We start from the raw sequence: 26331 nt of genomic DNA, 5'->3' as shown, positions 1-26331 counted from the left end.
TGGCCTCGTGCACGTCACGTGGGCGATGGTCGAGGATAAGGATGCTATCGGCCCCACAATTGAGAAACTATGTCTCGTGAATCGAATGCCAATTTTATGAGAACTGAACCGCTCCCAAAAAACCGAGTCAAGGCTCCAGACTTCGGTAACGGGGTCGTCCTAGGCCGGGGGGGATTACCGAGGGCAACCAGGTCGCAAACATGATCCGCAAAGGACAATTAGCGCCCGGGATCTGTCCGTTTGCCCAATTTGAAGCGTTGGCTGCATAGACGAGGAAAAACATAGACCTAGATTCTTCCAACCAAAACTTCGCGACAAAACCCTCTAGTCGAATTTGGAGGAAAAAACCCGTGGCAGGTCACCCGGCGTTCCGTCGAGCAGATTCCAAACTTCACACGGATCAACACCCATCATAGCGGCAATGATGTGGCGTGGAATGCCGAGCTTCCAATACTTCAGTACGGTTCTGGTCTGAGCGCCATCTTCAATGCGATAGCGCTTAATAAGGAGGCTATTAAGCTCAACGCCGGTGTCTGAATCAACGAAGGTCGCGACGTTGTGTTTATACTCAGTCACTATAGATTTCCGCGCGGATCTGCCTCGATTCTTTCATCGAGAATTGAACTGTCTGAATAATATGTTCTATGGATTGGGCGGGCGTCAAGGCCAGGATTGCCCCTTTTTCATTCTGGCAACAGCTGAGTTGGCCATGAGCCCGTAGCCGGCCTCTCCGATTTCCAGAATATGACAGCGGCGGGTGAATAGCCCACCGCTTCAGTTCTGCTGCTGTTCGAAGTCTTTGGCCGACAGCTATCAGACCCTAACGTGTTTGCGCTGCGGGTTATAGATAAACTCGATGTAGTCGAGCAGGTCTCGGCGCGGATGTCATGGCAGAGTTGGAGCTTCAATGGCGTCGAATGCCACCAGTAGGAACTTTTTTATGTCATGAGCCTTCTCTAAGCAAGGCCAATTCAGCGTATCAGTCTTTAGCTTCATGCTTCAGCCTGAAGGGGGCGCGCCAATATCTGCTCAGCGCAGATTATACCCAAAGGATGCAGCGGCGATTGCCTCGCGTAGATGGTCGGCTTTCGTCGTTCCGACTAGGGTCATAGCAATATCATTGCGGCGCACTACCTCGGCGATCCGCCGCGCGGCGGTGCCCCTGATATCAACCGTATCAGCGATTGCCCAGGGGCCACTCAGCACTTCCCGGGCGACGATAGATACGCCGCGCTTTGCGGCGGTGTCTATAAGCAAGTCATATCGCCGGTCGCCATCGTGAAGCGGCAGCTGCAGAACGCGAATTCTCGGATCGGCCAGCGCGGCGCCAGCGGCTTCGGGATCGTCAACCGAGACCCCGACAAGGCCAATCTTTCCGACCAACCGGGCGCTCTCCAGAGTACCCACCGCGTCGCCCCGCCACAGGATTGCAGCGTCGGGGCTGTGCAGCATATGAATGTCTATCTTTTCACGCCGAAGACGTCGCAGACTACCTTCCAGCTCTCGCATCAGAAATTCGGCTTCCCAACGGGCCGGCAGTGGCCAGGACCGCACCTTGGCCACGCCGCCGCGCGCACTTGCCGAACGTCGGACTATGCTGCGCAGAGTCGTCTTAAATGGCACAAGAAGACGTTTCGGCAGACTGAGGTATTTACCCCCCTTGGAGCAGATCAGACAGTCGTCTCGCGGCCCAATAACCTGGCCTAAGTAACGTTCACTATCGCCCTGTGCGTATATACTAGAAGTGTCAAAGAAACGTACTCCCTCATCAAGTGCAAGACTTAGCAAGGCTTTCGCTTCGTCGCCCGAGGCTCCGTTTACAGAGCCGAGCCGACTGCAGCCAAGACCAAGGGGCAATGTTCCATTCGGCAGGATTGTCGAGATCATACGTTCTCCGCTGTGATGTGTCATGACGTACCCCCTGCAAGTGATACCGCACTTAGAGCAAGGGTAGTGCTTGCGGCTGCGATAAGAAGGACAGCGAGCAGATTTGCCCTAAGGCTAATGACGGCACTGTCCCAGCGTCCGTCAGGGCGGTTGTAGACTGCGGGCAGCAAGTCGGCGATCAGCCGCCCGATGGCGACGCCCCAAATACCGGCCATGGCACCAAAGCCAAGCCCGAGCCCATATGCCAACACGGGGGCCAAAATCCCGGCGAGTAACTGGCCAATCACGTTGGGCATTACACGTCCGGTGGCGATGCCTAGGTAATAGGCGGGCGTGGCGAGCACATTGATGCCCCAGGACAGGCACAATAATGCGGTCATGTGCAGGAAATCCGCATTGATACTGCCCATCCATAGCCATGAGATGGCAGGTGCGGCAGCGAGTGTCGCCAGCATCAGCCCTCCCGCAGCCAAGGCCGAGATCTGGCAGGTGCGCAGGAAGAACTGCCTCAGATCTCCATCGGCACGACGCCCCAGTTCGACAAGACGCGGCAACACGGTGCTTTGTGCCATGATCGCCACGCTGCGCGCTTGATAAACCATGCGATAGGCCATTTCATAAAGCCCGAGGATGGCTGTACCGCCCACATGGCCAAGTACTATCTTCGATGCAGGCTCAAACAACAGATTGGCGATAGTACCAATCTGCAGCTTCATACCGAAGCCGAGCATCTCGCGGAACAGCGGGCCGGAGAACCAGCCACCCGCGCCACCCCTCAGAATTGGAAGGAACCGAATGAACGCGAAGGAGAGCGCGATTGAAAGTGCATATTGTCCGGCCTGCGCCCAGGCAAGACCAAAGAGACCAAAGCCGCTAACCAGCAACAGCGAAGCTGTGATCTGCAGACCCATGCCCGCCATGGTAGCAAGGGATTTCAGATCAGCGCGGTGCGCGCCGATCAGGCAGGCATCAAGGACGCCTTTGAGATTGAGAGCCCAGAAGGTGAGCAACGCCCAAGGCAGCAAATCGCGCGCGAGCGCTAGTTCTGTATCAGAAAGCGCCAATGACAAGGCCCGAGACAGCGGATACCAAAGTACCAATGCCACAAGTGCCATTAGTCCCGATACAGCGATGAATGCGGTCCGCATATAAAGGATGGCCTGCTCCGGGGCCTCTTCAGCCAGCGCCCCGGCAACAAAGCGGGCGAGCCCTGCCGCAATGCCAACATCAGCCATCCGCCCAAAGGCAGTGGTGGCCAGCACCAGCGACCATACGCCCAGCATAGACAAGCCCAGTTCAGCCAGCACACTGCGGTAGATGAAGAAAAGACCAAGGCCCGAAATTACAACTTCGATGACTGAGAAGGCTGCATTTCGGCGAAGTGTCATCCTTCGACCCGCGGCTTGCGAATAAAGAAAGACTTCATTGCCAAGATTGGTTTCTCAATCCAGTGCCACGAAAGTGCTGCGATAGGAACCGTTACCACGAGACTTACAATAGCATTGCCCATTGGCGATAGATTCGGCGCAAGATGAACAACTGCCTGCTGAACGGGGAAGGCGTAGATGTAGATGCCATAGCTATAGTCATGCATCCTGCGGAATGGTGCTAGCCAAGTGGCTTGCTGGAATGCGAACCAGAATACAGCGAGCCCGATGGATAGGATTAGCACAGTTTCGAAAAGTGGGGTCCTGAATAGGGCAATACTGACAATCACAGCCAGAGCAACCATCCAGAAACGAAACCAAAGAATCTCCACATAGCGCCCGATCACAATCCCGATGAAGAAGGCAAACCAAAGCCTGTGCAGTTTTCCGATGTCAGATCCGTCATGCAGCAGACTGTCCAAGCGGCCCATGGATGCAGCAGCAGCGATCATCCCCAAATAGCCGATTAGAGTCGTTCCCACTAGGACGAGGAATGCCCGCTCACTTCGGTAGGCTCCGATAAGAAACAGCAAAAGCGTCAAAAGATAACAGGTAAATTCAAATCGCAATGTCCAGATAGATCCATTGACCGCCTGAAGGGGATTAGTTTCGTACACGCCGGGGAGCAGGTAATTAGGCCAATAGAGCAGAGCATTGCCAAGAATATAGCCGCCCGTTTGCGTATGGACGATATAGGTTGATAGAGGCAGACTGGACAAGAAAACCCCCAGAAAAAGAGTCGTCAACAGCAGCATTGCCCATAGCCCTGGCAAAATCCGTAGGCAACGGGCACAAATATACTCCATGATATTTGCGCTGCGCTGGATAGAGCGATAGATCAGGAAGCCGCTCATCGAGAAAAAGGCTGATACCGCGATCCAACCTCCTGAATGGCCAATGAGCGACTCGATCCCGTCCGGCTTTCCGGTCACAATATCCACTGCATGCGAAAAAATGACTGAACTCGCCGCGACGAGTCGCAGAAGATTGAAGTTGTTTGATCTCGGATCCGTGACTGCTATCATTCCAGTCAGCCCCAACTGTTCCCAATTGCCCGGTCCATCCTGCGGATGGTACGGAACAGCCCCTCGAAAACGGGATACTTCCATTTCAGCAGCAGAAACATTTGATGCAGGTTTAGCCGCATGAGTTTACCACGCGCCGCCTTCCAGACCGCCGTGGGCAGCCGGCGCTTGAATTCACGGGTCAGCGGCAGCAGTGGTAGAAAATAAGAGAGCCGACCCACCAGACCTTTTTCCCGCACGAAGTGGCGGCTGTACTTCTCAAAATACTTGCCCGGAGGATTGGCGCTCCGCACCAGTTCCATACCGTTGGCCTCGACATGCGCCCCCTCCAGCATCGACAGTCCTACCACCAGCCAGTCGTAGGCAAAGAAATTCACGTCGCTGGGATAGGCCCGCTTCAGGCTCGCCGTGCGGTAGACGCCGTAAAGCCGGGCACTGTCGCGCGGGTTTGACAAATAAATCCGAATGCGCTCTTCCACGGTACCGCGGATCGTGAATGTGCCGCGTGCGGGATACTCTGTATCATCCTCGCGCCGGAACTGGACCTGAGTGCATGCTGAGACCACCTGCGGATCGCGGTCCAACTCAGCAATACAGATTTCGGCGAAACGTGGCCCCCAGATATCATCATCCGAGGCCCACATGAACAGTTCGGTCCCGGCGGCCATCAAGACACCCCGAAAGTTCGCGCTTTGCGGCAAGGTCTCCGGGTGGCGAACATGGCGGACGCGGGGATCGCGCGCGGCATATTCCGCACAGATCGCGCTGGTTTCGTCGGTCGAGGCATTGTCGAAGATCAGCAGCTCCAGATCACCGAAGCTCTGCCCCAGGAGGCTGTCGATGCTGCGCTCGATAGTGTCCGCGCCGTTATATGTGATCAGTCCGATGGTCAGGCGGGGCATAGCTATTCCTCCAGTGCGGCAGTCATCAGGCGCGTCAGGACTACACGCGGATCCTGCTTTCCATGCGCCAGTGGAGAGAGGCTGGTGTAATTGTAGTCATCGCCCATGGTGGGCCCTTCAGGCCGTACCCGGGTGACGGTGCAGGGCTTGCCTGTCAGCTCTTGCGCGATCTCGGCACAAAGCTCTGCAAAGGCGAATACTGTGCCAGTGAAGGTGCCAAGCGGATTGATGGCGCTCCACCCCTCTGGCGGTGCGGCCAGCCAAGCGGCCAATGTCGCTGCGATATCGTCGGTGCCAACGAAATTCCGCCGCTGCTCACCGGTCGAGCGGATAGTGATGCGGTGATCCAGAGCCGCCTCACGCGGAAAAGAGAAAGGGATCAGGGACCAACGACGGAAGCGGTCGGGATCGGCGAGATCGCCGAAGACAGCGCAGGGGCGCAGCGCCAATGCGGCGACTTCACCGTCCACAAAACGGCGGAACACCTGCTCAGTAGCGAAATGTGCGATTGCATAATTGGAGACTGGGTTGAAGGGGCTCACTTCATTCACCGTGCCAACCATTGGTCCGTAAACATGCGCCGAAGACACATAGGCAAGTCGTTTTGCTCCACTGGCCCGCGCCCGTGCGACGAGCGCTTCCGCCCCGAAAACTGCCATGGTCATCGCGCGCTGAGGATCGTCGCGGAAGTCCTCGTCGATCACGCCTGCGCAATGCAACAGTGCCTCGATGGGCGGCAGGTCTAGCGCTGCAACTGCAGCCGGGTCCGACAGATCCGCGTGAATATCTGCACCCTCCCGCCGTCCAAGTGTCACGATTTCATGCGTTGCTCCCAGCCTTGCGCGGAGGGCTTGTCCAATCAGCCCGGTCGCCCCCGTCAGTAGAATCCGCATCACTCTATTCCCCCAGATGCCAAGTGCGATCAAAGTCACGGATGAATGCGTCCTTTTCCGAGATGAGGGCAGGCGCAAATGGGAAGTCAATTCCGAAAACAGGATCGTTCCAGCGTACCGCACGTTCCTGCGTAGGATCATAGAAGGCAGAAACGAAATACATCATCTCTACATCTTCGGTCAGTGACATGAAGCCATGCGCGCATCCATGCGGCACATACATCATCCGTCGGTTCTCCGCGCTCAGCTCGGCGGCGGTCCATTTGCCAAAGGCGGAGGAATCCGGTCGCAGGTCCAGCACCACGTCCCACAGCGCACCGCGGATGCATTTAATGACTTTGACCTCGGCCGCATCGCCCAATTGGTAGTGCATGCCACGCAGCGTGTGCTTCATCTTGCTGAACGAAGTGTTAAACTGCAAGAAACGGGTTTCCAGCCCACGGGCTATGAATTCATCGATGCAGAAAATACGCGAGAAGAAACCGCGCTCGTCGCCTTTTGGTTCAATATCGATCAGGAAGACGCCGGGCAGATCGGTTTCGGTGAATTTCATCGTCCCATTTCCTTGATCATGTCGTGGCAGCGGTGTCGGCCAGCGCCTCGTAGCGCTGGATCTGCGCGACCGTCTTGGCCTTCACGTCCTCACCTCGGTGTCGTGCCAAGTACCATTCAGCCGACCATTCGATCGCTTGCCGACCTGTCAACAGCGGGCGCCAGCCGATCGTATGGGCCGCCAATGATGCATCGAGCGTCAAAAGTTTCATCTCGACCGGCTGCGCGCCCTCCGCTAGTTGCCATGGCTTTTCGATGCCAAGGCCGGCGCCAAGCGTTTCAGTCACTTCGCGCACCGTCATCGGGCTGTCTGCCGCAGGAGCGAAGTTTAGTGTATGGGGCAGATCCCTCCTGCCAGAGGCCAGCGCCTCGACATAGGTCAGATAGCCGCTCACCGGATCCAGCACATGCTGCCAGGGCCGAACACTTTCCGGGTTGCGCAGTATGACAGACTTGCCCTCAACCATCGCGCGCCAGATGTCGGGAACGAGCCGGTCTTCGGACCAGTCGCCGCCGCCCACCACATTGCCGGCCCGTGCGGTGGCCAAGGGAATGCCCAGACTCTCAAAATAGCTCTGGCGCCAGCTTGAGACGACTTCCTCGCAGGCGGCCTTCGAGCTGGAATAGGGATCATGGCCGCCCAGCGGGTCTACTTCGCGGAAGGCCCGGCCGGAGTCGTCGTTACGGTAAACCTTGTCGGTGGTGATGACCAGCGCCGCCTTCAGCCCCTGCACGCGGCGCAGGGCCTCCAGCACATGGGCTGTACCCATGACATTGACGCCATAGGTTTCAACAGGCTCACGATAGGATCGCCGGACGAGCGGCTGCGCGGCCATGTGGATTGCGAGTGTGGGAGAGAAGTCCGCCACAGCGCTGTTGAGTGGTGCGGGATCCCGGATATCGCCAACAACCGAGTTTAGTCCCGGGACAGGCGATAGCAGGTCGAAAAGCGCAGGTTTGGTCTCTGGGACCAGCGCATAGCCTAGCACCTCTGCCCCCATCTGCGACAGCCAGAGCGCTGTCCAGCTGCCTTTGAACCCGGTATGTCCGGTGAGAAGAACCCTTTGGCCATCCCAGAAATTTTTATCAGGCATAGCTTAGCCCCAAACCTTCCATGGCGCCTTGCCCTTGGCCCACAGTCCCTCAAGATACTGCTTGTCACGCAGCGTATCCATGGGTTGCCAGAAGCCGGCATGATCGAATGCCGCCAGCTGGCCATCGCGTGCCAAGCCTTCCAACGGTTCGCGTTCCCAGATAGTATCGTCGGACGCAATGCGGTCTATCACCCGGGGATGCAGCACGAAGAAGCCACCATTGACCTGAGCTCCATCACCCGCAGGCTTTTCCTCGAAGCTGGTGACGCGGCCATTCTCGATCATCGTAGCACCGAAACGGCCTGACGGCCGTACTGCCGTCAGCGTGGCGTCGAGTCCGTGGCCCTTGTGAAATGCGAGAAGTCCGCCAATGTCGATATCGGCGACACCGTCTCCATAGGTCATGCAGAATGGCTCATCTGGATCCAGATAGTCACGCACCCGCTTCAGTCGTCCGCCGGTTAGTGTCTCGGCACCGGTGTCGATCAATTGGACCTTCCACGGCGGGAGATCGTTATCACCGAGGAACTGGAGTGAACGCTTGCGGATGTCCACTGCAACGGACGAATTGTGCATCGCGTAGTTCGCGAAGTATTCTTTGATGTAATAGCCCTTGTAGCCGAGACAAACGACGAAGTCATTGATGCCATGCGCAGAATAAATCTGCATAATATGCCACATGATCGGCTGCCCTCCGATCTCGACCATGGGCTTCGGGCGCAACGAAGTTTCTTCGGCAAGGCGCGTACCAAGACCTCCTGCCAGAATGACCGCTTTCATGGTTCAGTCCCAACCTCTGTCTGATTATCCAGTAATAGATCCGCAGTGGCGTGGTGCGGCGCCGTCAGCACACGGGCCAGCTGCTCACCCCGGGTCGCCCATGAGAACCGGGCACTACAATCGTCAAATGCTGCTTTCTGCAAGGCATCCAACCGAGCCGTATCGTCAATGACATCGACAACAAGCCGAACGAGGGCGGTCAGGTTCTCCGCCCCCAGATAGCCGCGGCCTTCTGCAGTAGGCAAGCCATCAACTGCGTAGTCCAAGCCCACTATAGGCAAGCGTTGGAAGACATGCGACAGCAGCCGCAATTTGAAGCCTCCGCCCATCGTGTCCGCGATGAGGCCGATCCGAGCAGAGCGGATCAGAGCATCCAGATCGTCGACAAAGCCGAGAACACGTGCCAGCGGCCAGTTGCGCTGCAATTCTGCCCGCAGATCATCGTCCATGTCGCCAGCGATGACGATCTCGATCCCGGCTTCGCTAAGCGGGCCATAGCCCGCGCGCATCCAGTCCAAGAGGATCTGACGTTTCTGCTGCGATTTCCGACCACCCAGAAGCAGCACCCGGCGTGGCACTTCCGCGTCAATTGTGCGAGCCACAGAAACAGGACCGTCATAGCCTGGGGTAAGGGTGAAATAGCGTTGGTCGGGGGCGATGCGTCGGAAGGGCAGAAGGTCGTTGCGATTGATCACAGTTACAATATCTGTCTCACGTAGAAGCCTTGCTTCGGATCGCCCCACTTTGCGCAGATCTAGCGCGGCGGCAACCCGCTTTGCCATACCCATACTATAGGCACCATATTTGCTTCGCCGGGTCTCGTATTCATATTCGTACGAGACGTACACTAGCTTGGTATCTGGATGGATCCGGCGGTAGCTCAGAAGTTTCGGCAGCGCGTGAACTGTGCCAAGGTTGTCCAGAATGATCGCACTCCAGTCTCGCTGTAAAAGGCGGTCAAGTTCGGCGTGGAAATCAGGCGTCGCACCTTTCCAGGCCTGCAGCGGCCAGCGCGACACAACCGAACTGGCCTGGCCGCGCCTTTGCGACCCTTTCACTCGCCAGTCGATGAAATGTTTGTTCTGGGGGGCACCACCGCCATCGGCGCAAAGCACCGTCAGATTCAGGTATGGTGCAAGCGATTGGATCACGCCCCGAGAATAGACAGCATCCCCGGCATTGGCCGGGGGAAAGGGCGTGATCATTGCAAGGACGAGCACATTTTGACGCGGGCTTTCGTCGCTTGTTGGTCTATTCTGACTTGATGCGGATCTGGTCATCGTGTTTTCGCAGGTGTCCAAGTGACGATCGTCTGGCCCCGTAAGGCCTTGATGACGCCCAGCAGTGTGGCGATAAGCGCAAGGCTAATTTCCAATACCGTATCGAGCGGCTTGAACCCCAGCCGAGGCGCAAGCCAGATCATTGCCGCCAGCCCAGTCGTTGCCGCCAGTCCCAGCCAAAGCGAAACTATGGTGCACAGCAGCAGGAAAGAAGCAGTTCCAAGAATCAGGAACAAGCCGCCAAACCATCGAACTATCTTGCGTGATGCGTATTTGAAGCGGTCGACTGCCGCCATTTGCGCCAACTGGGGACGCAAATGCAAATGAGTGTGATAGGCTCTGGCAGCAATGCGTATCTTGCGCGCAAATTCTTCGCCTCTCGCTGCCACCAGCCGTTCATAGGCTACGACATCATCGACCTTTATAAGCCGTTTGCCCGCAAACACAGTCGCCATGGACACTGTAAGATCATCGAGCACGGTATCGGGAAAGTCAGGGTACAGCGCTCGGCGAATTGTGAAGATCGAGCCGTCCGCACCCATCACATTTCCGCTGCGTGATTCCTGCATCTTCAAGTATTCTTCAAGACGCCAATATATTCCGCCTACGGATGCCGTGACGCTTTCCTGAGCACCAATGTAGCGGAGCGTGCCGCACAACCCGCCCACTTTCGGATCACCATGCCAAGCCCGGATGCAGTCGATTGCATCCTCCTGAAGGACAACGTTGGCATCGGTAAAGACAATGACGTCGCCTGTGGCGCGCGCTGCAAGAAGCTTCATGCCATGCGCCTTACCATTCCGACCGCCGCCTTGGACAAGTTCCAGCAAATCAGGTCGCGCCAGAATCTGCGCAGCAGTATCATCCTTCGAACCATCATCGAAAGCCAGAACCTGCAGATCTGGATGGCGCGCCTTGAGTGCAGCGATGTTCGCCAATTTTTCCGACATGATGCGACCCTCATTGAAGGCACAGAAGACCAGCGTGCAGCTGCAAGTGGCACTAGGGTCCGGAGTCACAGCTTTCGTTGGAAGGCGGCGAAGCAGGAATGGGTAGACTGCATAGGGGTAAAGAACCAAAAAACCGCACGCAAATATAATCACGGTCAGGATAATGGCCATCACAAACATGCCTGAACCTCCGAGCGCCACGCCCAAGGCGCGGTGGAGATGTTGGCAGACGGTAGTGCTTTGTGCGGGCTGCCGTTCACCGCCTGAAGCTCCCTAGGCACTCTAGGCCAGAGCATTTCTATTGCGCGGCCCATTGACCGATCACACTCAAGTACGCTCGCCATTCCGTTTTCGAAATGGTTTCCAGATTCTACTTCAATCAGCAACATGCGCAACTTTCTTGAATTTTTCCATCCAGCGAGCCACGCCGAGGGGGATATGGATGGATTTTCAGCAAACAGCAAAGCTGCATCGTGGACGGTAACCTTGTGGTTGCGCATTTGCAGCCTCCTATCCGGACGTGTAGTACTTAGCCCCATATGAGGCGTAGGCACCGTAGCTGCTGCCGTATCCATACCGCCGGATACCCTCGGGGCTGACTTGGCTGAGTACCAGCCCGGCGACGCGGATGTTCACAAGGTCAAGCTGATGCAGCGCTTCTGTCACTTGGTCGCGTTCGGTGCGATCCCATTGGACCACGAACACCGTCGTGTCGGCTTGCTGGGCGATTACCTTGGCATCAGGAACCACTAGGACAGGCGGAGTGTCGATCAGAACCATGTCGTAGCGGTTGCGAGCCGTGGCAATGAGTTTGGCGAACTTTTCGGACGAGAATAGATCAGCGCCATTCGCCGCAACTTTCTCGGCGAGAAGCAGGTCGCCCACGCCGGGCACTGTTCGCACTGCTTCGGCCAATGAAACCTCGCCGCTCAGCGCTTTTAGGATCGTGGACCCCTCATTGCTGGCATCAAAATACTGGTTCAGTGTACAGATCCGTACATCGCCCTCGATCACCAGAACCTTGCGGCCCATGGCTGTAAGGTTCTGCGCGAGCGCCAGCGTTGTAGTCGTCTTGCCCTCGCCAGGAACCGAGGAAGTAAACGCAATGACCTTGGGCGCGCTATCCACTGAAGATAGTAGGATCGAGGTGCGCAGGTTGCGGATCGCCTCGGCCGGGGCCGAGGTTGGGTTCTTCTGAAGATAGGTCAGCACGCCGCGACGTTTGTTTTCCAAAACCTGCGGCACTTGTGCCAGGACAATACGACCGGTCAGGTTTTCCAACTCACTTGCGCTACGGACGCGATTTGCCTGCATCTCCTGCAACAACACCAGCACCATGCCAGACACCAGTCCCAGAACAGCGGCTGTCATCAGCGTCAACGATTTACGCGGTGCTGCCGCTGCGTGGACGATCACCGCATCCGAGAGTATGCGGCTGTCAGCCTTCTGTATGCCCTGTTGAGCCGAGGTTTCCTTCAACCGGGTCTCAAAGTATTCATATAAAAGGCGGCTCGATTCCGCCTCGCGCTGTAGCTGCTCTAGTTTAATCAGGTCACGCGACTGCCGGTCGATGTCGGAAACCAGCGTCCGATCAGCCTCTTTGAGCGACGAAAGTTGCTGAATCAGGCGATCTCGATCCTGGCCAAGTTGCATCACTGTACGGGCAAGCACTGTGTCAAAGTCGGTTGCAGCCGCAGCGTCGCCCTGATTGGTGCGCTGCGCTAGGCGGGCAAGCTGGTCGCTGCCCGCGGCTAACGCCTTGCCAGCCGGCTCGATGGTCTTAGCTATACGTTCTAGCTGATTGTCCAGCCCGGCGATCTGGCCTTCGATCTGCTCGATCCGGCGGCGGCTTTCTTTTACCTGTCGGTCAAGCGCCCCAAGCGTTTCGGCGTCGATTAGGCTAGTTTTGCTTTGAAATTCGCGCGCCTTGCTTTCAGCAGCCTCGAAGGCGACACGAAGGTCTGCCACCTGATTGGTCAGCCAAGTTGTCGCGTTTTCCGTTGCCTCAAACCTAGTGCGCAACTGATCGGCAATGTAAAGTCGGGAAACGGTGTCGGCAATCCGTGCGGATTTCTCGGCGGAGGTGCTAGAGACACTTATCTGGAAAACGAGACTGTTGGGCAGGTTCTTTATCTGGATGTTACCCAGGAGAGCCGTCACAGTCTCGGCCCGTTCCCAAGCAGTTCTTTCATCCCCCTCAAGCTGTGACTCTGTTCCCAACATCACGGCCTTGAGTCGCGCGAGTGGACCGGGCTCGCGCAGAGCGGTGTTGAACTCCGGATCTGCGGTTAAGTTCAACTCATCCACGATCCGACCCATCAGGGTTCGCCCGCGCAGGACCTCAACCTCGGTGTTCACTGCCGATGAATCAGAATTCAACTGCCCCAACACCGCATCCAACCCGGTGATCGATCCCTGCCGTGTCTCCAGCATGACAACTGAAGTCGCATTGTAGATCGGCGTTGCGATGAAGAACGCATAGGCAGCACCGATCAAGACTGCGGCTATGGTTGCAAGCAAGATCGTGACCTTGCCGCGCCACAGCGTACGGAACAGGGCGATCAGATCGATTGTGTCGTCACTGTCGGGAGGCGTTGCACGCTGCGACGAAATCGCATTGCGCGCGGAAGGAGGAGGAATATTCAAGGTCACTGGCCGAAAGCTCCGTAATCAACTGCAAGTCGGTACCGACGCAGAATATATTCTCCGCCGAACAAAAATTGTTCCGACGTCGCTGCCCGAGCAAATCTTGGCGCCCGCAATCCACCTAGCCCGCTCCGCAGGTGTCTGCGCCACCGCTAATTCCCCGAGGTCACGTGCAACTGTAGGTCCCCGCAACCGCCTAGAGGGCAGTCATGCCTCTAGGAGCATCTGTGTCGCCTACTATTTGAACATCTTCGTCGCTCGCAGCAGCATTTCAACCTGATCATATCTAAAGAATATTTACAATATCTTAAAGATAAAGTTTTAGTTCGAAAGTATGGAATCAGTATCTGGACAAGAAATTCAACGGGAAAGAACTTGATGACGCATTTTGACCGACGACAGGCGATCGCCTCTGAAGAGATCGAGGCAATCGGCCAGCAAGCCCTGCAGCCCCGCCTTGCGACCAATGTGAAATCCTACTTTAGTTTGCCCAAACGCCTGTTGGATCTGTGCCTCGCGATGCTGATGGCACCCGTGTTAGTACCTCTAATCGTAGTGCTCTGGCTGCTTGTCCGCAGCGATGGTGGGCCCGGATTCTTTGGCCACAACCGAGTCGGACGGCATGGTAAGCACTTTAATTGCTACAAGCTGCGATCAATGGTGCCCGATGCCGAGGTGCGCTTGCAGATCTATCTGGCCGAAAACTCCCAGGCCGCCGCGCAATGGCAAAGGGATTACAAGCTGGACGATGACCCCCGCATTACTAAACTGGGGCAATTCCTACGCAGAAGCTCGCTTGATGAACTGCCCCAGCTTTGGAATGTTCTACGCGGAGAAATGAGTCTTGTCGGGCCTCGTCCGGTGACGGCACCTGAGCTGTCGATGTATGGAAGCCGGGCCGGAATCTACAGGTCTATGCGCCCAGGCATAACAGGTCTGTGGCAGGTGTCAGGGCGGAACTCTGTATCGTACGAACGCCGCGTCGATCTGGACGAAGAATATTTTCATCGCGCGAACTTACTGCTTGACCTTCTCATCATCGCGAAAACCGCATTGGCGGTCCTTAACCGGACCGGACGTTAGTTGCTCTGCCCCAGCATCTGGTGGACCAAATCGAGGGCGAAGCTGTCTATTTCTGAAGTCAGGACAGTGCAGATGTATTTGGCGGGGCATGAGGCCGATCAGTGTTTTAGCCCACACTCGAACTTGTGTGCCGCTATCAAGTGGCCGTGCTGGAAAATTTTGGGGCGTAACTTTGCCGTCACCTGCGGTCGTCAGCTCGCGCGGGCTATTTCGGTATGCCTTTGCGCCACACAATCTAACGACCAACTCACGGTTCCGCTGTTGCCCGCTGCACTGGTGAACACTTGGTTCAGGGAATAATATTATACTGGGCTATCAGTGGAAAGCCCGTTTAAAATACGGTTGAGGACAAAGCGGTGCTGTGCTCGATCGGGGCATGTCAACTGACGGTTCAAAGAACCAGCCCCTAACGTTCTGTTGGACTCGGATTTTACATACGTCGCCACTTGGGCAGGCTTTGTTTATGTGGTCTTCGTCATTGACATCTAGTCCCGCCGGATCGAGGTCCAACGTGCCAGCCGCACCGCGCACACAGCTTCAGTCCTTGATGCCCTCGATCAGGCTCCCCAAGAACGTTGACTGATTCGTCGTGGAGGTTTCGTCCATCACCCGGAAAGTGGTAGCCAAGGCGGACTTGATTGGTGGTTTCAACAACTCCTTGATGGACGTTGCAATGATGGCAGAAGAACGGTGTTCGGATAGAGCCGTGGTGTACACCTTTGCACAAGATTTGGGCGTTTTAGCAAAGAACTTGGGCAGCCCGAACGGCCAGCGTATTTAATTCTACACCAGGCAGTCAATCACGACAAAAGACTGGTGTTAATTTCCTAAGATATATATATACATCCAATAGATGAATCGCATGCGGGACAGCGCGTCACTCTGCAATACTGGAGGCCAAGATCATGCCAAATAAGTTCTATTCGCTACTGCTTGCTATCGTTCTTGCGGCCCCTACGGCCCTCCACGCACAGCAACCCGAAGATACAGGCGCAATAGGGGGCGATGCTCCTGCGGCCCCCGCCCTATTGACCGAAGAGGTGATAGTGGTGGGTACAGTGGTTGCCGTGGGACTTGCGTTGGTGATTGGCGACGGCGATTCCAGCTCTTCCACGCCCTCGACGCCGTAAGCTCTGAAAATCCGACTTCATGGAATGGCCTAGACTTGCTGGGAGTTTCCTCGTCGACCGGTTGCGGACCACCCGGAGGATGTCCTTGCGCGCGTACCTGTCATCACTTCAACGCACAACGCGTGCCTCCGAATTCGGGGCGTTGCAAGATCAATTGCAAGTACTGCGTGGCCTGTGTCAGGCACCGCCCACGCCGCATGAGCCCGTCTGCCTTGTCGGGGACATTCATGGTCGAGCTGATCTTTTGGTGCGGTTTATGACGCTGCGCCAGCGGCATTTTCCGCATGCAAGGCTGGTGATACTAGGCGACATGATCGACCGGGGTGAAAATAGCGCCGAAGTACTGGCTTTGCTGCGCAATGAGACCACGTCAGGCGCCGTTTGCATCGCGGGAAATCACGAGGCGATGCTCTTGGCGTTTTTGGACGATCCGACGATACAGGCGAAGCGCTGGCTGGCGCATGGCGGGCTGGAGACTTTGGCAAGCTTCGGTTTGCGCGGAATTCCCCGTGATGCCGCAGATCATCAGGAAATCCGTGATCATTTGCGTGCGGCACTGGGATGTGAGACTGAGGCTTGGCTGCGCAGACTACCGTATTTTTGGCGCAGTGGCGACCTTGTGGTGGTCCATGCCGCACTTGATCCCGCCCGCCCGATCAAGGCGCAGCGAACCGAAGTGCTGACTTGGGGCCACCCCGACTTTGACCATATACCGCGCAAAGATGGGATTTGGGTCGCACATGGTCATGTTGTTGTGGAGCGTGCTTTTGCACGCAGCGGTCGCATCGCGCTGGACACTGGAGCCTATGCGACTGGGCGGCTCAGTTATGCGCTGATTGATCCAGCGATGGCAGATGCCGAGCGAATAACGCTGGGGGTGACACCGTGACCAATATGTTCTGGCGCAAGGCAGCCCTGAGCGGCGTCGCTGCACTTGGCACGGTAGCGGCATGGGCCGAAGAAATGCCCGCCCTGTCGTTCTACGGCGTGCCCGGCTATGTCGAGATGCCTTCGGCCTTTTCGCTGCCGGACGGCACGCTAGCGCTGTCGGTCAACCGACACGACGGCAATGTGACGCGCGGCAATCTGGTGTTCCAGATCACTCCTCGGGTCACTGGTACCTTTCGCTATTCCTATCTGCAAGATTTCAGAGGCGCGGGAAATTCGCTGTACGACCGCAGTTTTGACCTGCGGTTCCGTTTTGTCGATGAAGTACCCAGCACATGGCGGCCGAGCGTCGCCGTTGGGTTTCAGGATTTCGGGGGTACCGGCGTGTTTGGGGCGGAATATCTGGTTGCGTCCAAGCATTTCGGACCCAAAATCACTGCAAGCGCAGGGATCGGCTGGGGTCGGTTCGGCAGCTATGGCAGTTTCCGCAACCCGTTATCAGTGTTCTCGGACAAGTTTGATAACCGGCGCAGGATCTCGGGGATCGAAGAAACCGGTCGTGTCGGCTTTGACCGGTTTTTTCGCGGCGAAGCGGCGCTGTTTCTTGCGATGGACTGGCAGGCGACTGACCGTATGCGCCTTTCGGTCGAGTACTCCTCTGACGCGATGAAGGATGAGGTTGCCCAACTGGGTTTCGAACATCGCACGCCGATCAACATCGGCCTGGAATACCGGCTGAAGAACGGCGGTGTTGTCGATCTGGCGGTGCTGAACGGTTCGGCTGTCAGCCTTGGTTTCAGTATGACGCTGAACCCGGCGCGGCCAGCGGCACCTTCTGGGCGCGAACCGGCACCTCCTGCGATCATGAGCGGCTCGAGCGAAGCGGCGGCAAGCTGGGGGCCACTTCCGGGCACAGACAAGGCTGAACGGCTGGAAAAGGCGTTGGCCGCGCAAGGCCTTAGGCTGGATGGTCTGCGGATCGAAGGGGACACGGCGATGGTCGCTGTCACCAACTTGCGTTGGCCCGCTGCCGCTCAGGCCTGGGGCCGGACCATGCGCGTTCTCAGCGCGGAATTGCCAGCCGAAGTGCAGACCTTCCGGGTACAAAGCCAAGTCAAGGGTATGGCGGTTACCGACCTGACCATGACGCGCGCCGATCTTGAAGCGCTGGAATTCGCGCCTGACGGGGCGTGGCTGGCCTTTGTCAGGGCCGGGATCGCAGATCCCGCCGCCTTGCCGGATCCGCGGATCTCGCCTGATCGGGTGTTTGATTACCGCCTGCGGCCTTATGTGGCAAACGCGCTGTTCGACCCCGACAACCCACTGCGGGTCGATACAGGACTTGAATTGCGGGGCGAATGGTCCCCTACGCCTGGACTCTACTTCTCTGGAGCGCTGCGGCACAAGCTGATCGGCAATTTGGACAGCGTGACGCGAGAGTCGAACTCCCAACTGCCGCATGTCCGGTCAGATTCCGGCCTTTACGCCCGGGGCGGCGACACGGTGATCCCCTATCTGACCGCCGAATACTTCACGCATCCCCGGAAAAATCTTTACGGACGGCTTAGCTTCGGCCTCTTGGAGCGGATGTATGGCGGTGCCTCAGCCGAATTGCTGTGGGCGCCCGAAAACCGCCGCTACGCGATGGGGCTGGATGTGAACTATGTTACCCAGCGTGACTATGATGGCATTGGATTCCTCGACTATTCCGTTGGGACGGGCCACCTTTCGGGCTACTACGAGTTCGGCGAAGGTTATCTGGGACAGATCGACGTCGGCCGCTATCTGGCGGGGGATTGGGGCGCGACCTTCTCGCTGACGCGCCGCTTTGGCAACGGCTTTGAAGTGGGCGCCTTTTTCACCCTGACAGATGTCGGGTTTGAGAAATTCGGCGAAGGCTCGTTCGACAAGGGCGTCACCATTAGCGTACCGTTGCACTGGTTGATCGGCCAGCCCTCGCGCGAAAAGAGCGGCATGACTATCCGCCCAGTACTGCGCGATGGCGGAGCAAAGCTGAGCTCGAGGAACCGCCTATATGAGCTAATCCGCGACGACCGTGACGCCGCCGATGGCGACCGTTGGGGGCGGTTCTGGCGATGACACGGCTAGGTGGGAGGACCCTGCCGCTGATCGCGGCGCTGCTTTTGGCTGGATGCATGTCAGGCGGAACCGTGTCGCGCGCAGTGACACGGCTTGCGGGCTCCCAGATGGACACGGCGCCCAACCAGATGGCCCGCCTTGCGGCGGTCGGCGCACCTGCGGCCGGGATCTGGATGCTGACCACTGACGTCGCCTCGCGCCTTTTGGCCGAGGGTATGCGAGACGGCGTGACCCGCTGGCGCAGCCTTGAGAACACCCAGATCTATACCCGCGACGGCATGATCATCGGTACCCGTGGCCTTGGCTTTGACCTGATAACCGCCGACCCCGGCGATGCGGTCAAGCTGATCTTGACGGCGGGCACCGGCCAAACAATCCGCATCCACCGGGTGTTGGACGGCGAAGACCGTCTGGTGATTCGTGCTTTCGTCTGTGACATCGCGCCGGTAGGAATAGAGACCATCTATAAGGATGCGGCCGGAAACCCCGTTCAGGCGCTTCGGGTCGATGAGATTTGCCATGGCCCCAGCGGCAACTTTAGAAACCACCACTGGCTGCGCAACAGTCGAATCGACCAGACCATCCAGTTTGTTGGGCCCGAGATAGGGCGCATCCAGTTGCGCTTCTTGCCCTGACCGAAATTCCCCGGAGATCCAATGCATTCCTTGACCCCTTTTGTTTTCGCGGCCCTACTGGCGGGCTGCGGTGCCGTATATCACTCGCCGTCGATCCGCGAAGGAGTGGTCGATGGCGCGAGGGTCCGGGTAATCGCTCTGACGCCGGAAACCGTGTTGGCCGCGAACCGCGAACCCTATAGCCCACAGAGCCTGCCCGCCGCGTTCCGCACTACCGCCGGCACTTGGGGCTCATCGCCGGTTGGTGTAGGGGCGCTGCCCAATTCGCCGAATCTGCCTGAAAACAGACCCGTCTCGCTTCAGGTGCAGTTGCCACCACCTCCAGGAGATGACCCCTACCGTATCGGGGTGGGCGACGTGGTGTTGCTGGCAACCAAATCGGCCGGGAATTCTGTGGCCGAACTGTCCGGACTGCTGGCAGCAGAAAATAGGCGGCAGGGCTACACGGTGCAGGACGACGGCACCATCGCAATTCCCGATGTTGGTAGGGTACGGATTGCTGCCATGACATTGGAGGAAGCCGAATCCGTCGTGTTCCAGCGGCTGCTTGAGCGCCAGATCGACCCATCCTTCAGTCTGGAAGTGGCCGAATTCAACGCACGCAAAGTTTCAATCGGCGGCGGAGTAGTCAAGCCCGGCGTAGCTCCAATCACACTCACACCGTTGACACTGGATGCCGCGATCGCCGGCGCGGGTGGGCTAGCAGTGACTGACAAGGCCACTGCGGTGATCCGTATCTACCGCGATGGTACGTTGTATGAAGTGCCGGTGAAAACTTTCCTGACGACGCCCACGCAACAGAAGCTGAGGCTGATTGACGGAGATTCGGTCTTCGTAGACACCCAATATGATCTGGAAAAGGCGCAAGCCTATTTTCAAGAACAGATACGTCTGGTCGAAGTTCGCGAGAGCGCGCGCTCCAACGCGGCGTCAATCCTCACGCAAGAGGTAGCGCTGCGCCGGGCCGAGCTGGCCGAGCAGCGCTCGGTCTTTAACGAACGGCTGGAACTAGGTGCTGAGCAACGGAAATACGTCTACTTGACCGGCGAGGTCAAAGCACCCGGTCGGTTGCCGCTGCCCTATGAACAACGCACGTCACTGGCCGAGGCGCTCTACTCCGGCGGCGGGGTTGCCGCCAAGACTGGCAACCCGAGGCAGATCTACATTCTGCGCGGTTCGCCCGACCCGCGCGATTTTGGCAGCGTGACAGCGCTGCACCTGGATGGCACGACGGCGACCGGCATGATACTGGCGACACGGCTGCAACTGCGTCCCGACGACGTGATCTTCGTAGCCGAACAGCCGGTGACACGATGGAACCGCGTGATTGACCAGATCTCGCCCAGTCTGATCGCGGTGCCGTTGGACAACGCGACCAGTCCATGAACGACTGCAAGCCTCGAAGGATCACTGCAACGCCTTGTGGCAAGAAATGCCCGGAGGGCGAAAATATACCTACTGTCGCGACGGTCGCGACAGTTTGCCGGGGACTTGACAGTGAAGCTTGGTTTGATAGCTGACGGCGCAGATTCAGACCTCATCCACGACGTGGAACTGGCGGTCTGTTTCTTCAGTCACACTTGGTGAAGTTCCCATACGTGGATCATCCATGGGGTTGGTCTTGAATATACTTGTCCTGCGACACGGCAGGCGAACCAAGGGCGTAGGACGAATATGAAAATTGCCTTTGTTGGATGTGGCTTCGTGTTCGACATCTATATGCGGACCATTGGCGCGCATCCCGAGCTGAAAGTCGCCGGAGTTTTTGACATAAACCCTGATCGGATGGATCGAGTAAGTCGACATTATGGCTTTCGGGCCTATGCCAACTATGAAGAAATACTCCGCGACACTGAAGTAACGGCAATCATCAATCTGACCAATATCGGCGCCCATTACGAGGTCTCAAAGCGTGCTATCGAAGCTGGCAAGCACGTCTATTCAGAAAAGCCGCTAACCACCGATGCAGCACAATCCCGAAAATTGTTCGAATTGGCTGCAGTGAATGGCGTGAGGCTCTACTGCGCACCCTGCAACATCTACAGTGACAGCGTGCGAACGCTTTTCGATGTGGTGGAGCAGGGTGGAATTGGAAAGCCGATGTTGGTTTACGCGGAGCTTGACGATAATCCCATTCATTTGATGGAATTCGAAACGGTCCGGAGCCCGTCCGGTGCCCCATGGCCTCTCGACGAGGAAATCTATGAGGGATGCACATTCGAGCACGTTGGATACCATCTGGTTTGGATCTGTGGCCTTCTCGGGCCGGCAGTCTCTGTCATTGCTTTTTCCAGTGAACTGATCGAGCACAAAACCTTGGGCCTGCCGGCACGTGTGGGCACGCCCGATTACTCAGTGGCCTGTTTGCATTTCGCGAATGGTGCAACGGCGCGGATCACATGCAGCGTAGTGGCACCGCGTGACCACAGGATGAGGGTGATTGGCACTGAAGGCGAAGTCATTTCGGACAGTTACCGCCAGTATCAATCGCCCGTGCATCTCGAGCGTTACTCCAAAGGTAGCTTAACTGCGCGGAAGTTCCAGACTCTACGCAATAATCCATTTCTCGGGCGGCTGTTCGGTATCGGCGGCAAGAAGCTGCGCTTGGTTCGTCATTGGAAGTCCGCGGCAGTCGAATCCGATCAACAGGTACGCTCATCAATGCGTCAGCGCCTGATCGAATGGCTGCGCCGCCGAGAAGTATATGCACAAGATAAGTTCCTTGGCATCGCAGAAATGGCACGCGAGATTAAATCAGGGGCCCCCGCGTATCTGACACCGGATTTCATTCTGCATGTCAACGAACTGACTCTGTTGATTCAGAGGGCGGGAACGGAGGGGATTGCGCTGCGGCCAACCACAAGCTTCGCGCCTATCGGACCGATTCCTGGCGGAAAATCGACGGGAAGGAACTACATTGGCGAAAATCGACCGCGAATGTTTGAGCGATTGTTATTCCGTTGATGCGGCATAGAGCCCAACTCTCCGCAGGATCCTGGTGATAGGGACAGATCAGGGAACGTCGCGATGGTGATCACGTCTACACTTCGAGCCGCCTCGCGGCTATCGCCGAGAATGATCGGCTATCATCTCAAGCGCGCAGCACGTAACCGGTTCGTCAAGTATTTTCCTGCGGTGTATAGCGGCTATATCGACCGAATCGCGGCGCGCGTGCCGCCCCTGCAACGTGCTGGCGACAGCGTGACAGAGTTGGAAATGCTTCGGCAGGTCGCTGTTTTCTATCATGATGAGTATCACGAGCACATTGACGACGCCATGCGGGGCTGCTTCACCTTCTTCGGGCAAAGCGTTGATTTCGGCGGACCGGACAAGATCGATTGGCATCACGAACTTGAGGCGGAAAAGGATCTGCATCTGTGGCGGATGAAGCTTGGCCACATGGGGTTTTCATGTGCCATGCTTATCTCGGGCGACGACAAGCATCACGCAGCACTTGGCAAGATGATCCAATCGTATGGTACTCGGGCACGGTTCGATCGGAGCGGCTGCTTTTCGTCCTACTGGTTCCCCTACAGCGTCTCGCACCGAATTCTCAGCCTGCTGAGCGGCTATCTGATTGCCCGGGAAAGTCGCTTTTTGCCTCCCGCGTTCTGTCAACAGATCGAGGCGTTCCTGTGCTGGAACGTGGGCTTCGTCTTAGCGAATATTGAGCACGAACTGAAGAACAATCATGTTGAGCGCAATCTGGCGGCGCTTTGCCTCTACTACAACCATGCAGAATCGATCTCGCCGGAATTGGCGCGGCATTTGGATCGGGAAGTGGCCGGGGTTATCCGCGCTTGCATCCTAGAGGACGGATTGCTGGCCGAGCGATCAGCCATGTATCAGGGCCTGTCCGTCATGGCACTGCAGGTTTTTTCGGCTACATCCTTCCTGTCGCCCGGCACACGCAGCCTCGCGGAAGAGCGCTTAGGTAAGGCCGAGCGTGCCTGGGCAGTGATGACCCACCCGGACGGCGGCATAGCACTCTTCAACGATAGTTGGTTCGGCGAAGTGCCAGAGGCCAGAGAGGTTATTGACATGCCCGCGCTTGCACCAGTCGAGATGCTGCCCGCGGCGGGATATGCCCGGCTGTCCGATGGTAACGTCTTTGCCCTCATGGACGCTGGTCCGATCGGTCCGAGTTGGAACCCTGGTCATGGACATGCCGATTTTCTCTCGCTGGAGGTGGATCTCTGGAAGCACCGATTCATCGTTGATCCCGGAACCTTCCAGTATTCAACAGGTCGGCGCCGGGCGTTCGAGCGCGCAGCTCAAAGCCATAATGGGCCAACCTGTGACGAGCTGGTGCCTGTGGAGTATCATGGATGTTTTCGTGTAGGTCGTATGGTAGCGGCGCAGTTCGTCCCAAATGCTCAGGGCGGCGGCAGAGCAGTTTCGGGAGAATTGCGGCTCGCTCAAGGCCTTGTGCAGCGTAAGGTGCATCTTTTAGGCAGCGGTGCCGGGCTGTCTATTTGCGATCATTGGTCGGAGGGCTTGTCTGATGGCGTAGTAAGGCTTCTGATCCCGGAACAGTGGAAGTTGCTTGGGGTTGATGGGGAGGAAGCACGCTTCCGTTGCATATGTTCACCGGGCGAAACGCGAGACGCCGTCATCCAGGTCGGACACGGCTGGATCGAATCGTGTGAACCAGGTCAATGGGCTTGCCACTATTTGCAAAGTCTGGCGGCACACAACATTGTCCTTCGACCTCGCGAGAACGCCAAGAGCGGCGCGCAGCTTTCTTGGCGTATCGAGACCAGATGACCTGTCGAGCCAGTTGCCATTGTTTCGGGGGTGCCAGTCTGAGCTCTCCCCCAAAAATCGGACAGTGCCGGAAGTTGCGATCTTGGCATACAGATCACGGACAGTATCTTCGGCGACCTCTGCGTGGCGGCCGCTTTGCCCCCACGCTCAAAGATACCTGCGGCCCCTTCAAGCCGCGCCTTCTACAATTGATGGGTCATCGTCGCCTCTAGCAACTTCTGTGGTTGCCGCCCATTGTGCAAGGGGCTCTGACTTCTGGGCTTGGTGATCGAGTGCGGTCTTCTGTCAGGCCTGTATATGCGGCACTTTCATGAAGCCGCTGGCCGGGATGGTGATCAGCGAAGCGGGTCCACATCTGTGTCTCGAGCTCGAGTGCTCGCAGTTGCTATCTGGTTTTCCCGATTCGGATCGTGTCGATCTTTTGCCCATGGGGTCGTCGGCTTCTCACACCTCTTTACCCTGTGCCGCTTGCTATCGGCTGCGCTTTAAGGCGCAGCTGCATTCGGCCCAAGGATCCTGTAATCCTCCTGTTTTGTCATCATCGCCCAGATGGCGCGCGCCATTTTATTGGCCAAGGCGATCGCCACCAGCATGCGGGGCTTCCTTGCCAGCATCCGCTCCAACCACGAACCTTGCGGGATGCGTGATCGTCCCAACCGGTTAAGCCGCGACATCGCACCGATTATGAGCAGGCGCCTGATGTCCGCCTGACCCGCTTTCGTGATCTTACCCAATCGCTCCTTTCCACCCGAAGAGTGCTGACGTGGCACAAGCCCCAGCCAGGCTGCGAAGTCCCGTCCGCGTCGGAAGGTTCTCATGTCCGGTGCAAAGGCCTCAAAAGCCAATGCCGTGATCGGGCCGACGCCCGGCAAGGTTTGCAGGCGTTTCGCCGTCTCTGCACCTTCAGCAAGCCGATGTGCCTTCTGGGTCCTTGCGTCGATGCGAACTGTTTTCTCCGCAATTTGCTGCAGCAAATCTCTGCATTCCTCGCTCACCAGCAGGGGGAGCGTTCCTTCATCTGCATCGAGAACAGCAGCAACACGACCGATCTGTCCCATACCTGCCGGAAAAACATGGCCAAACTCATAGAGAAGGGCACGCAAGGCATTTACGAGTTCGGTTCGTTGATGAACAAGGCGCTCTCTGGCCCGGAACAGTGCCGCACGCGCTTGCTGCCCTTCGGTCTTAGGAGAGACAAACCGCATTTCTGGTTGTCGCGCTGCAATGACGATCGCCTCCGCATCAACGGCATCATTTTTCTGCCGCTTGACGAAAGGGCGCACATACTGCGGAGGGATCAGCAGAACCTTATGACCGAGTTGCATTAGGGTCAGGACCTATTGATCTTCCACCCTCGGCATGATTCAGCCTCCGCAAGGAGACTGACCGATGAGCAATCTTTTCTGGCTGACCGAGGCGCAGATGGCGCGGCTCCAGCCCTTCTTTCCCAAGAGCCACGGCAAGCCGCGCGTTGATGACCGGCGCGTTCTGAGTGGCATAATCTTTATCAATCGCAATGGGTTGCGGTGGTGCGATGCACCGAAGGAATACGGCCCGGCGAAGACGCTCTACAACCGATGGAAGCGGTGGAGCGACAAGGGCATCTTCGCCCGGATGATGGAAGGCCTCGCTCCGCAGCGGCTGTTCCGAAGACGGTGATGATCGACGCGACCTACCTCAAGGCGCACCGTACGGCGACCAGCCTGCGGTCGAGAAAAGGGGATCCGGCGATCAGAGGGACCGTCTGATCGGCCGAACCAAAGGCGGCATGAACACGAAGCTGCATGCTGTCACCGATGCAGATGGCCGTCCGATCCGCTTCTTCATGACCGCAGGCCAGGTCAGTGACTACACGGGTGCTGCTGCCCTGCTGGGCAGCTTGCCAAAAGCGGAATGGCTGCTGGCGGACCGGGGCTACGACGCCGACTGGTTCAGAGATGCCTTGAAAGACAGGGGGATAAACCCGTGCATCCCGGGCCGTAAGTCTCGCGGCAAGCCTGTCAAATACGACAAGCGCCGCTACAAACGCCGCAACAGGATCGAGATCATGTTCGGGCGGCTGAAAGACTGGCGCAGGGTTGCCACGCGCTACGACAGATGCCCGAAGGTCTTCCTCTCCGCCGTCGCGCTCGCTGCCACCGTGATGTTCTGGCTATGACCCGAGAGCGAGTCCTGACCCTTCTGTATCTGCGTTCAGCTAAACTGGCCCCGTCACCGGCCCCGGCCAGGGCCGATGGCGGGGTGGTGCGCGACGTCTGACCCTTGTGGCAAGACCACGTTTTCTAGCCTGTC

22 protein-coding genes and 1 pseudogene are annotated in these 26331 nt (G+C 57.4%); 8 read left to right on the top strand and 15 right to left on the bottom strand.

The window, feature by feature from the left end:
- Positions 1-324: 324 nt before the first annotated feature.
- The 13 genes from U1A24_RS03755 to U1A24_RS03695 all read right to left on the bottom strand — a co-directional run bounded on the left by U1A24_RS03755 (position 325) and on the right by U1A24_RS03695 (position 13442).
- Positions 325-576: a hypothetical protein gene (locus tag U1A24_RS03755; protein WP_322320645.1), complete on the bottom strand. Its 252-nt coding sequence runs from the start codon at positions 574-576 to the stop codon at positions 325-327.
- 453 nt (positions 577-1029) lie between these two features.
- Positions 1030-1911 (bottom strand): aldo/keto reductase, encoded by an 882-nt coding sequence (locus U1A24_RS03750; RefSeq protein ID WP_322320644.1) that lies wholly within the window; start codon positions 1909-1911, stop codon positions 1030-1032.
- A complete protein-coding gene (locus U1A24_RS03745; RefSeq protein ID WP_322320643.1) occupies positions 1908-3275 on the bottom strand; it encodes a lipopolysaccharide biosynthesis protein in 1368 nt (455 codons plus the stop codon). Before U1A24_RS03745 ends, U1A24_RS03750 begins: the two co-directional genes overlap by 4 nt.
- Positions 3272-4339: an acyltransferase gene (locus U1A24_RS03740; protein WP_322320650.1), complete on the bottom strand. Its 1068-nt coding sequence runs from the start codon at positions 4337-4339 to the stop codon at positions 3272-3274. The genes U1A24_RS03745 and U1A24_RS03740 overlap by 4 nt, the downstream gene beginning before the upstream one ends.
- A 5-nt stretch (positions 4340-4344) precedes the next feature.
- The gene (locus U1A24_RS03735; protein WP_322320642.1) at positions 4345-5241 is read right to left on the bottom strand and encodes a glycosyltransferase family 2 protein; all 897 of its coding nucleotides are present in this window, start codon (positions 5239-5241) and stop codon (positions 4345-4347) included.
- A gap of 2 nt (positions 5242-5243) precedes the next feature.
- The gene (locus U1A24_RS03730) at positions 5244-6134 is read right to left on the bottom strand and encodes an NAD(P)-dependent oxidoreductase (RefSeq protein WP_322320641.1); all 891 of its coding nucleotides are present in this window, start codon (positions 6132-6134) and stop codon (positions 5244-5246) included.
- 4 nt (positions 6135-6138) lie between these two features.
- Positions 6139-6687, bottom strand: a complete 549-nt coding sequence (gene rfbC, locus U1A24_RS03725; RefSeq protein ID WP_322320640.1) for a dTDP-4-dehydrorhamnose 3,5-epimerase — start codon at positions 6685-6687, stop codon at positions 6139-6141.
- Between the two features lie 16 nt (positions 6688-6703).
- Positions 6704-7780 carry a CDP-glucose 4,6-dehydratase gene (gene rfbG / locus U1A24_RS03720; protein WP_322320639.1) on the bottom strand — a complete coding sequence of 359 codons (1077 nt, stop codon included), beginning with the start codon at positions 7778-7780 and terminating at the stop codon, positions 6704-6706.
- Between the two features lie 3 nt (positions 7781-7783).
- On the bottom strand, positions 7784-8560 hold the full coding sequence (rfbF, locus tag U1A24_RS03715; protein WP_322320638.1) for a glucose-1-phosphate cytidylyltransferase: 777 nt from the start codon (positions 8558-8560) through the stop codon (positions 7784-7786).
- Entirely contained in the window at positions 8557-9840 is a 1284-nt protein-coding gene (locus U1A24_RS03710) for a hypothetical protein (protein WP_322320637.1), read from the bottom strand. The genes rfbF and U1A24_RS03710 overlap by 4 nt, the downstream gene beginning before the upstream one ends.
- On the bottom strand, positions 9837-10970 hold the full coding sequence (locus U1A24_RS03705) for a glycosyltransferase (RefSeq protein WP_322320636.1): 1134 nt from the start codon (positions 10968-10970) through the stop codon (positions 9837-9839). Before U1A24_RS03705 ends, U1A24_RS03710 begins: the two co-directional genes overlap by 4 nt.
- Positions 10961-11290: a hypothetical protein gene (locus tag U1A24_RS03700; protein ID WP_322320635.1), complete on the bottom strand. Its 330-nt coding sequence runs from the start codon at positions 11288-11290 to the stop codon at positions 10961-10963. Before U1A24_RS03700 ends, U1A24_RS03705 begins: the two co-directional genes overlap by 10 nt.
- 10 nt (positions 11291-11300) lie before the next feature.
- Positions 11301-13442, bottom strand: a complete 2142-nt coding sequence (locus tag U1A24_RS03695; protein ID WP_322320634.1) for a GumC family protein — start codon at positions 13440-13442, stop codon at positions 11301-11303.
- A gap of 372 nt (positions 13443-13814) precedes the next feature.
- Between U1A24_RS03695 and U1A24_RS03690 the strand changes: the two genes are divergently transcribed.
- Positions 13815-14519, top strand: coding sequence for a sugar transferase (locus U1A24_RS03690; protein WP_322320633.1), 705 nt, complete (start codon positions 13815-13817; stop codon positions 14517-14519).
- Positions 14520-15056: 537 nt separating this feature from the next.
- Here U1A24_RS03690 and U1A24_RS03685 read toward each other — a convergent pair.
- Positions 15057-15236: a hypothetical protein gene (locus U1A24_RS03685; protein WP_322320632.1), complete on the bottom strand. Its 180-nt coding sequence runs from the start codon at positions 15234-15236 to the stop codon at positions 15057-15059.
- Between the two features lie 492 nt (positions 15237-15728).
- On the opposite strand from U1A24_RS03685, the gene U1A24_RS03680 reads away from it, so the two are divergent.
- The 6 genes from U1A24_RS03680 to U1A24_RS03655 all read left to right on the top strand — a co-directional run bounded on the left by U1A24_RS03680 (position 15729) and on the right by U1A24_RS03655 (position 24039).
- Complete coding sequence (locus tag U1A24_RS03680; RefSeq protein ID WP_416173454.1) at positions 15729-16538, top strand: metallophosphoesterase; 810 nt, start codon at positions 15729-15731, stop codon at positions 16536-16538.
- Between the two features lie 5 nt (positions 16539-16543).
- Positions 16544-18637, top strand: a complete 2094-nt coding sequence (locus tag U1A24_RS03675; RefSeq protein ID WP_322320649.1) for a YjbH domain-containing protein — start codon at positions 16544-16546, stop codon at positions 18635-18637.
- A 107-nt stretch (positions 18638-18744) separates the two neighbouring features.
- A complete protein-coding gene (locus U1A24_RS03670; RefSeq protein WP_322320630.1) occupies positions 18745-19272 on the top strand; it encodes a YjbF family lipoprotein in 528 nt (175 codons plus the stop codon).
- A 21-nt stretch (positions 19273-19293) separates the two neighbouring features.
- Positions 19294-20658 (top strand): polysaccharide biosynthesis/export family protein, encoded by a 1365-nt coding sequence (locus U1A24_RS03665; protein ID WP_416173453.1) that lies wholly within the window; start codon positions 19294-19296, stop codon positions 20656-20658.
- Between the two features lie 288 nt (positions 20659-20946).
- Positions 20947-22236, top strand: coding sequence for a Gfo/Idh/MocA family oxidoreductase (locus U1A24_RS03660; RefSeq protein ID WP_322320628.1), 1290 nt, complete (start codon positions 20947-20949; stop codon positions 22234-22236).
- 111 nt (positions 22237-22347) lie between these two features.
- Positions 22348-24039 (top strand): heparinase II/III family protein, encoded by a 1692-nt coding sequence (locus U1A24_RS03655; RefSeq protein WP_322320627.1) that lies wholly within the window; start codon positions 22348-22350, stop codon positions 24037-24039.
- A 485-nt stretch (positions 24040-24524) separates the two neighbouring features.
- Here the strand turns inward: U1A24_RS03655 and U1A24_RS03650 are convergent, their stop codons facing one another.
- Positions 24525-25364, bottom strand: coding sequence for an IS110 family transposase (locus U1A24_RS03650; protein ID WP_322320626.1), 840 nt, complete (start codon positions 25362-25364; stop codon positions 24525-24527).
- 64 nt (positions 25365-25428) lie between these two features.
- Here U1A24_RS03650 and U1A24_RS03645 point away from each other — a divergent pair.
- Positions 25429-26197: pseudogene (locus U1A24_RS03645) on the top strand (IS5 family transposase).
- Positions 26198-26331 lie beyond the last annotated feature (134 nt).

Source organism: Cypionkella sp., assembly GCF_034376685.1.
Classification (GTDB): domain Bacteria; phylum Pseudomonadota; class Alphaproteobacteria; order Rhodobacterales; family Rhodobacteraceae; genus Cypionkella.
Note: the sequence above shows the minus strand (reverse complement) of the source record. Positions and strands in the feature narration are given on the sequence as shown.

Coding starts and splice junctions, on each gene's coding strand:
- U1A24_RS03745 (WP_322320643.1), bottom strand. CDS start 3,275: ATGACACTTCGCCGAAATGCAGCCTTCTCAGTCATCGAAGTTGTAATT.
- U1A24_RS03655 (WP_322320627.1), top strand. CDS start 22,348: ATGATCGGCTATCATCTCAAGCGCGCAGCACGTAACCGGTTCGTCAAG.
- U1A24_RS03660 (WP_322320628.1), top strand. CDS start 20,947: ATGAAAATTGCCTTTGTTGGATGTGGCTTCGTGTTCGACATCTATATG.
- U1A24_RS03700 (WP_322320635.1), bottom strand. CDS start 11,290: ATGCGCAACCACAAGGTTACCGTCCACGATGCAGCTTTGCTGTTTGCT.
- U1A24_RS03690 (WP_322320633.1), top strand. CDS start 13,815: ATGACGCATTTTGACCGACGACAGGCGATCGCCTCTGAAGAGATCGAG.
- U1A24_RS03705 (WP_322320636.1), bottom strand. CDS start 10,970: ATGTTTGTGATGGCCATTATCCTGACCGTGATTATATTTGCGTGCGGT.
- U1A24_RS03735 (WP_322320642.1), bottom strand. CDS start 5,241: ATGCCCCGCCTGACCATCGGACTGATCACATATAACGGCGCGGACACT.
- rfbG (WP_322320639.1), bottom strand. CDS start 7,780: ATGCCTGATAAAAATTTCTGGGATGGCCAAAGGGTTCTTCTCACCGGA.
- U1A24_RS03750 (WP_322320644.1), bottom strand. CDS start 1,911: ATGACACATCACAGCGGAGAACGTATGATCTCGACAATCCTGCCGAAT.
- U1A24_RS03730 (WP_322320641.1), bottom strand. CDS start 6,134: ATGCGGATTCTACTGACGGGGGCGACCGGGCTGATTGGACAAGCCCTC.
- U1A24_RS03650 (WP_322320626.1), bottom strand. CDS start 25,364: ATGCAACTCGGTCATAAGGTTCTGCTGATCCCTCCGCAGTATGTGCGC.
- U1A24_RS03675 (WP_322320649.1), top strand. CDS start 16,544: ATGTTCTGGCGCAAGGCAGCCCTGAGCGGCGTCGCTGCACTTGGCACG.
- U1A24_RS03710 (WP_322320637.1), bottom strand. CDS start 9,840: ATGACCAGATCCGCATCAAGTCAGAATAGACCAACAAGCGACGAAAGC.
- U1A24_RS03665 (WP_416173453.1), top strand. CDS start 19,294: ATGCATTCCTTGACCCCTTTTGTTTTCGCGGCCCTACTGGCGGGCTGC.
- rfbF (WP_322320638.1), bottom strand. CDS start 8,560: ATGAAAGCGGTCATTCTGGCAGGAGGTCTTGGTACGCGCCTTGCCGAA.
- rfbC (WP_322320640.1), bottom strand. CDS start 6,687: ATGAAATTCACCGAAACCGATCTGCCCGGCGTCTTCCTGATCGATATT.
- U1A24_RS03680 (WP_416173454.1), top strand. CDS start 15,729: ATGTCCTTGCGCGCGTACCTGTCATCACTTCAACGCACAACGCGTGCC.
- U1A24_RS03740 (WP_322320650.1), bottom strand. CDS start 4,339: ATGATAGCAGTCACGGATCCGAGATCAAACAACTTCAATCTTCTGCGA.
- U1A24_RS03670 (WP_322320630.1), top strand. CDS start 18,745: ATGGACACGGCGCCCAACCAGATGGCCCGCCTTGCGGCGGTCGGCGCA.